Below are 6,983 nucleotides of genomic sequence, written 5' to 3'. Positions count from 1 at the left end.
GGACGCAGTCCTGCTTCTGTTCGCGCATCAGCTGGGGTTGCCCCATCTGGCCCTGCCTCAGGGAGCAGCCCATTAGCCCGATCTCCCAGCGCCCGAAACCCCCTGCTTGGGCGGCGCTGGCCCAGGCCAGCAGCATCAGGCCCAGGCTGAACATTCGCGCCATGGGCGTGCTCAGTAGCCCGAGTCGGCCACGCAGCTGCCCTGGCAGCTGATGCCATTGCTGGCGGTGCGTCCGCAGTGTTGGCAAAGAACCGGCTCGAGGGGGGGCTCTGGCTCGCTGGTGTTCTTAGCCAAGCTGGCGCAGCCGGGTGTGGGGGAATCGGTCATTTTGGGAGGTATCCGCTTTGGCACCTAACTCCACGATGGCGCATCCAGTGGGGCAGCCCGGCATCGGCGTCGGCACTTGGGCCTGGGGAAATCAATTTCTTTGGGGCTACGACCCGAGCCAGGATCCGGTGCTTGAAGCCACCTTTCAGCGGGCTGTGGCCTGCGGCCTGCACACCTTTGACACCGCGGATTCCTACGGCACTGGCAGGCTTAACGGCCGCAGTGAGGCCCTTTTGGGCCGCTTTGCGGCGGCCCTACCGGCGGCCCATCGCGACCAGCTGCTGGTGGCTACCAAGCTCGCCCCCTTCCCCTGGCGACTGGGGCGCCGCGGCTATGAACGGGCTTTTGCGGCTTCGAAACGGCGCCTGGCCGGTCGAATTGATTTGGTGCAGCTGCACTGGAGCACGGCTCGTTACGCCCCCTGGCAGGAGGACCCTCTGCTTGAGGGTCTGGCTGATCTGGTGCAGCAGGGGGATGTGGCGGCCCTTGGCGTTTCAAATATGGGCTCCCGTCGCCTGCGGGAGGTGCACCGGCGCTTGGCCGAGCGGGGAGTGCCGCTCAGCAGCCTCCAGGTGCAGCTATCGCTGCTGGCACCCAATCCGATCCAGCCGGGCGGTGTGGCTGAAGTCTGCCGTGAGCTGGGTGTCCGTTTGATCGCCTACAGCCCCCTGGCCCTGGGGCTGCTGGCCAGATCAACAGCGGCTGGGCCTCTGCCTAGGGGGCCAAGGGGAGCTTTGTTCCGCCGGTTGACTCCCGGCTTGGTTGAGCTCCAGGCTGAGATGGCCCGAATCGCGGCCAGTCGCGACGCCAGCCTGGCGGCCGTGGCCCTCAACTGGTGTCGTGCCCACGGCGCTTTGCCGATTCCCGGCCTGCGCCGGCCGGAGCAGGTGGAGCAGGCTGCGGCTGCCTTGGCCTGGAACCTGTCTGAGCAGGAGCGTCGCCGTCTAGATGATTTGGCGCTGGGATTGCAGGTAGGCATGCCTGCCAATCCCTTCCAGAGCGACTAGCCGGCCTGGGGGGCTGGATCGAGGGTGAGCACCACGGGCATGGCCTGGGGGCGTACCAGGGGCACCACAGGGCTGGGACCGTGGTCGCCGTGGCTTTCGGCTTCGGCGGCCGCTTCGGGGCCGCAGGCTGCCAGGGCTTCCTGCAGCAGGGAATCGAAGGTGGCTCCAGGCAGCCGGTGGCGTGCCAGCTCTAGGAAGGCTCGAGCCAGAGACTCCCCAGCCGCTGCCCTCAGGGCGGGGTTGTTGTGGCGAAGCTGCAGCTCGTCATCGATTGAGCGCAGGAAGCGTTCCGTGACATCCCGTTTGGTGGAAGCCCGGATCCTGGTGTCCTGTTCGGCCTGGGATAGGAAAGGCTGAGCCTCTAGCTCCTCCAGCCGGCGGCCCAGGCTTTCAAGCACCTCCCGCGCTTCCTTGGTCACGTGGGCCAGTTGGCCGTCTGAGAGACGGGGTAGGTCAGCTACATAGACCTTGCCGTGATCTCGCAGGGTGAGAAAGGTGGGCCTCAGCCCCCCCCGCTGGGGCGCTGCCTGAAGCTCTCGGGGGCGTTGCGGCCGGGTTGGGGCTACGGGGCCGGCCGAGCTGCGGCGGCGGGTGATGCGTTGACCAGTGCCGAGGGGGGGGGCAGCGGAGGAGCCCAGGGGACTTGGGGCCGCTATTCGCTGTGGTGAACCTATTGATTGCGTCATGACGCCACTCCTAATACGACTACGTATGGCTCGAACATCGCCCTGGCTCAGGAACCGGGGCGATAGGTGTTGATCAACTTCGAGGCCAGCACCCTAGGCAGGAGAGCGTCTTCCAACCGTCCCAACAGCCCACTCTGATGCAATTGGCCATTGGCAGCCGGGCTGATCAAGCGCTGAAGGGAAGTCCTGCCAGCGGTTGCGCTCCAGCACTGCCATTGGCCACCGCGCCCAGCTCCCAGGCCTCGTAGCCAGTGTCTTGGCAGATTGCGAGAGCTTGATCCGCTGCAGCTGCCGGCACCACTAGGCAGTAGCCCACCCCCAAATTGAAGGTGTTCCAGAGATCGGCCTCCGGCACTTCGCCGGCTTGCTGCAGCCAGCGGAACAGAGGTGGACGCTGCCAGCTGGTTGGGTCGATCACGCCGTGCACCCCAGTGGGCAGGCAGCGGGGCAGGTTTTCAGGCAGGCCGCCGCCGGTGATGTGGGCCATGCCGTTTATGGGCACCTTGCTGGCAAGCAAGGCTTTAACCAAGGTTCCATAGAGACGGGTGGGGGCGAGCAGGGCATCTATCAGGTTTTGGTTGCTGTGGGGCAGGGTCGTGAGTTCATCGACCGCCTGGCTCTCAAGAATGCGGCGCACCAGGCTGAAGCCATTGCTATGGACCCCACTGCTGGCCACCGCCAGGATGCGATCCCCGGCGCTAACGGCCCGTCCATCGATCAGGGCGCTTGCCTCGACCACGGCCACGCAGAAGCCGGCCAGGTCGTAGCGGCCAGGGGCATAGAAGCCAGGCATTTCGGCTGTTTCGCCGCCAAGCAGGGCGCAGCCGCTTTGGCGGCAGCCGTCGGCGATGCCCTCCACCACCTCAGCCATGGCCTCCGGGCTGAGCTTGCCTGTGGCGATGTAATCAAGGAAGAAAAGCGGCTCGGCCCCGCTGGTGATTACGTCGTTGACGCACATAGCCACCAAGTCGATGCCCACATCGTGGTGGCGGCCGTAGGCCTGAGCCAGCTCAAGCTTGGTGCCAACCCCGTCGGTGCCGGAGACCAGCAGGGGATCCCGTAGCCCGGCGGGCAGTCGGCATAGCCCCCCGAAGCCTCCGAGCCCGCCCACAACCTCAGGGCGCCGTGTCGCTTCAACACTGGACCGGATCCGCTCCACAAACTCCCTGCCTGCGACCACATCCACCCCGGCTGTGCGGTAGTCCATCCCGTGCGAACCCATCTGCAGCTCCGATCCTCTGATGCCACCTCCCCAAATCCGGGGCCAATTGCCCGATTGGCACCCCAAACGATTAGCTGCGCTGATGATTGTGATTTGGGTCGCTGATCCTCGCTGGCCTTGCCTACCCCCGCTCAGCCCTGTAAGCGCCTGCCCTGGTCGCTTGGATGACAATTGCTGATCAATCTTGTAGGTGTCGTTTTTGACCGAAACGGCCGGCTGAAGCAGTTAACTTTGCCCTGTCGTCAATTCCCGATAGGAACCCCGAACGCGAATTCGTATCTCAACTCCATTCAGTTTGAGATCGAATCCAACGCTGACGAATCACTAATTGCCTCTGGCTGGTGATTGCCGCAACAGCGGCGAGTTTCGTTTGTTATGCGCAGCACCTTCTCCCTTGGGGCTCTCGCCCTGCTTCTCTCCGGCAGTGCTTTGGTTCCCGCCATCGCCGAGTCCAGCCTCGCCTCAACCAGCAACGATGCTGTAGCGATGGCTGTTTCCAGCCCTGAGCCCCAAGGCCCTTCGCCTGCAGTCGCCATCCGCGAGGTTGATGTGGAGCTGTCACCAAGTGACACCCAGATCAAGCAGGCTCCTCCGACCCCTATCGCTCCTGCCCCAAAGCCAGCGCCCCGTGTGGTGCATAGCTCCAAGGGTCAGGCAAGTTGGTACGGCCCCGGATTCTTCGGCAACCGCACTGCCAACGGCGAAGTCTTTCGTCCTGGCACCCTCACGGCGGCCCACCGCACCCTGCCTTTCGGCACCAAGGTGCGTGTGACCAACCTCTGGAATGGCCGCACCGCCGTGGTGCGCATCAACGACCGGGGTCCTTTCCACGGCAACCGCGTCATTGACATTGCCCATGGAGCTGCCCAGTCCTTAGGCCTCACAGCCAGTGGCGTTGCTCAAGTGCGTCTCGAAGTGCTCCAGTGAGCTGAGCTAAGCCAGCTCCCCTCAATCAGCCCATCCGCCAATCTGGCGGGTGGGTTTTTTGTTGGCTGCCGCCGCTCTTTCCTTGGACCTGCTCGAAACATGCCAAGACCTAGCCGCCTGGCGGCAGCAGCAGCAGGCTCCCCTGCATTTCGTGCCCACGATGGGGTCGCTGCATGAGGGTCATCAGCAGCTGATTCGCCGAGCAGCGGCACTGAGGCAAGGTTCAGGCCAGCCCCCATCTGTGTTGCTGAGTGTGTTTGTCAATCCCCTGCAGTTCGGCCCTGGGGAAGATCTCGAGTCCTATCCCCGGAACCTCCGCTCCGACATTGATCTAGCCGCCGCAGCAGGTGCCACGGCCCTGTTTGCTCCCAACGTGGCGGAGATTTACCCCCGGGGCGAGGCCGGCTTGACCCGGGTGGTGCCGCCTTTGCTTTTGCGCCAGGGGCTCTGTGGCCGCCACCGGCCCCAGCACTTTGAGGGGGTGGCCACCGTGGTGATTCGGCTGCTGACCCTGGTGCGCCCTGATCTCCTGCTGCTTGGCGAAAAAGATTGGCAGCAGCTGGTAATCCTGAGGCGGGTGGTGGCGGATCTGGGCTTGCCGCTGCGCATTCAGGGCTGCCCCACAGTGCGGGAGGCCGATGGGCTCGCCTGCAGCTCCCGCAACCGTCGCCTTTCCCCCTCCCAGCGCCAGCAGGCCGCGGCGCTGCCAGCTGGTCTGGCGGCTGCGGCTGCCCAACTGCGTGGCGGCCTTTCCCAAGCCCCAGCGCTCACTTCCCAGCTGGCCCAGCAGCTGGAAGCGGCGGGCCTGAGGGTGGATTATGTGGAGCTTGTGGCTCCCCATAGCCTGGAGCCATTGCAGCAAGTGCAAGGCTTGGCCCTGCTCGCCACTGCGGTGCACTGCGGTTCAAGCCGCCTGATCGACCATTGTTTTCTGATGTCTCGTCTGCCGATCGTTGCCATTGATGGACCAGCGGGGGCGGGCAAGAGCACCGTCACCCGTGCCTTTGCCCGCCAGATGGGCCTGGTTTACCTAGACACCGGCGCCATGTACCGGGCTCTCACCTGGTGGGTGCTTCGCCAGGGGGCTGACCCTGCCGATGCGGCGGCTGTGGAACCCCTTCTGCTGGGCCTGGATCTGCAGCTCAGTGCCGGCGGCGCCGGCGAGCAGTTGGTGAGCATCAATGGCTTCGACGTGACCGAGGCGATTCGCAGCCCGGAGGTAACGGCCCAGGTCTCCCTGGTGGCTGCCCACGGCTGTGTGCGCCAGGCCCTCACGGCCCAGCAGCAGGCCATGGGGCTTAAGGGGGGGCTGGTGGCCGAGGGCCGCGACATCGGCACCGCCGTTTTTCCCGACGCTGAGCTCAAGGTTTTTCTCACGGCCACTGCTGCGGAGCGGGCCCGCCGCCGCGCCCAAGACCTCGAGAGCCGGGGCTTTGCGGTGCCTCCGCTGGTTGAGCTGGAGGCCCAGATAACTGCCCGTGATCAGCAGGACTCAAGCCGGGAGGTGGCGCCGCTGTGCCAGGCAGCGGATGCGGTGGAGCTGGTTACGGACGGTATGGCCATTGAGGCTGTGATCCAGGCACTCGTGGACCTGTTCCGCGAGAGGGTTCCGGAGGAGGCCTGGCCGGCCGCTAACGGCGTTTAGTCGTTTAGACGTCTAGGGCCTGCAGCAGGCCACTGCAGGCGTCTTCCAGCAGGTCGAGCACGTGCTCAAATCCCTCGGCCCCCCCGTAATAGGGATCGGGCACTTCGCTGACATCAAACCGACTGCAATAGCGCAGTAGCGGCTCGATGCGGGCGAGGCTGCTGCCGCCAGCTTTCCCGGCTAGGGCTTGCACCTGAAGCAGGTTGCTGGCGTCCATGGTGAGGATGTGGTCGAAGCGGTTGAGGTCCGCTCGCTCCAGCTGTCGCGCCCGGCTGGGCAGCTGGATGCCGCGGCGGCTGGCGGCTGCGCGCATGCGGGCATCGGCAGCCTTGCCCACATGCCAGCTACCGGTGCCAGCCGAATCCACCACAAACCGCTCACCAGCCTGAGATTGCTGGAGCAGGTGCAAAAACACCCCTTCAGCGGCTGGGGAGCGGCAGATGTTGCCCAGGCAGACAAACAGCACCCGTTTCTTCATTGCAGCTCCAGCCGTGAAAGGGCCAACGTGGCGCGCCTCTGCACCACTGGAGGAGTGCCATCAGCCGCTTCCTGGAGTGTGAGCAGGCCCTGTTGGGCCAGCTGCCTCTCCGGGCCTGCCGCGGGCAGGCCAGCTGCCAGCAACTCCAGCCCCACCGCCACCGCGTAGCGCACCACCCACTCGCCGTCGCTGGTGGCGGCCAGTAGGGCTCCTAGGCACTGGCGCTGGACGTCCTGCTTTTGGTCAGGGGGGAGCTCGGTCAGCTGCAGCTGGCCGAGCCCCTTGGCGGCAGCCCGGCGCACGCTGGCAGCTACGTCGCTGCCGAGGGCATCGAGCAGCAGCTCTAGCCCGCGCACATCGCCGATGCCGGCGAGGGCGCGCACGGCCCAGGCCCGGGCTCCGTAGTTTTCGGGGTCGAGCTGCAACAGGGCCTCCACGGCCGCTGTCCCCAGGCTGATCAGCCCCTCCACGGCGGCTACCGCCGCACCGGGGTTGTTGAAGCCCAACACCTCCACCAGCACCGGAGCGGCGCTGGCATCGGCGCAGCTGGCCAGTTCCTGGGTGGCTTGCAGTAGGGCCAGGGCACTGCCGGCCTGTTGCAGGGCTGCAATCCGGGCTGCCACCGGTGAATCCATGCTCATAGCAAGGCGTCCATGCAGGCCAGCAGGGCCTCGTCGCCGGGGGCGCCGCT

General features: G+C 65.7%; 8 protein-coding genes. 3 read left to right on the top strand and 5 right to left on the bottom strand.

The features are described 5' to 3' along the window. Positions 1-171 precede the first annotated feature (171 nt). Positions 172-327, bottom strand: coding sequence for a hypothetical protein (locus KBY71_RS13985; RefSeq protein ID WP_254929503.1), 156 nt, complete (start codon positions 325-327; stop codon positions 172-174). A gap of 35 nt (positions 328-362) precedes the next feature. Here KBY71_RS13985 and KBY71_RS13980 point away from each other — a divergent pair, with 35 nt between their 5' ends. Then, entirely contained in the window at positions 363-1,334 is a 972-nt protein-coding gene (locus tag KBY71_RS13980; protein WP_254929502.1) for an aldo/keto reductase, read from the top strand. Here KBY71_RS13980 and KBY71_RS13975 read toward each other — a convergent pair. Continuing rightward, entirely contained in the window at positions 1,331-1,840 is a 510-nt protein-coding gene (locus tag KBY71_RS13975; RefSeq protein ID WP_396095536.1) for a hypothetical protein, read from the bottom strand. The genes KBY71_RS13980 and KBY71_RS13975 overlap by 4 nt on opposite strands. A gap of 346 nt (positions 1,841-2,186) precedes the next feature. Further along, a complete protein-coding gene (gene purM, locus KBY71_RS13970; RefSeq protein WP_254929501.1) occupies positions 2,187-3,227 on the bottom strand; it encodes a phosphoribosylformylglycinamidine cyclo-ligase in 1,041 nt (346 codons plus the stop codon). Positions 3,228-3,617: 390 nt separating this feature from the next. Between purM and KBY71_RS13965 the strand changes: the two genes are divergently transcribed. Together KBY71_RS13965 and KBY71_RS13960 are read left to right on the top strand one after the other, a co-directional pair. Beyond that, positions 3,618-4,169, top strand: a complete 552-nt coding sequence (locus KBY71_RS13965) for a septal ring lytic transglycosylase RlpA family protein (RefSeq protein WP_254929500.1) — start codon at positions 3,618-3,620, stop codon at positions 4,167-4,169. A 58-nt stretch (positions 4,170-4,227) separates the two neighbouring features. Then, positions 4,228-5,814, top strand: a complete 1,587-nt coding sequence (locus KBY71_RS13960; RefSeq protein WP_396095534.1) for a bifunctional pantoate--beta-alanine ligase/(d)CMP kinase — start codon at positions 4,228-4,230, stop codon at positions 5,812-5,814. Positions 5,815-5,818: 4 nt separating this feature from the next. Here the strand turns inward: KBY71_RS13960 and KBY71_RS13955 are convergent, their stop codons facing one another. Both KBY71_RS13955 and KBY71_RS13950 read right to left on the bottom strand, forming a co-directional pair. After that, entirely contained in the window at positions 5,819-6,292 is a 474-nt protein-coding gene (locus KBY71_RS13955) for a low molecular weight protein-tyrosine-phosphatase (RefSeq protein WP_254929499.1), read from the bottom strand. Further along, positions 6,289-6,927 carry a HEAT repeat domain-containing protein gene (locus KBY71_RS13950; protein WP_254929504.1) on the bottom strand — a complete coding sequence of 213 codons (639 nt, stop codon included), beginning with the start codon at positions 6,925-6,927 and terminating at the stop codon, positions 6,289-6,291. The genes KBY71_RS13955 and KBY71_RS13950 overlap by 4 nt, the downstream gene beginning before the upstream one ends. Positions 6,928-6,983 lie beyond the last annotated feature (56 nt).

This window comes from Cyanobium sp. T1B-Tous, from assembly GCF_024345475.1.
Taxonomy (GTDB): domain Bacteria; phylum Cyanobacteriota; class Cyanobacteriia; order PCC-6307; family Cyanobiaceae; genus Cyanobium_A.
Note: the sequence above shows the minus strand (reverse complement) of the source record. Positions and strands in the feature narration are given on the sequence as shown.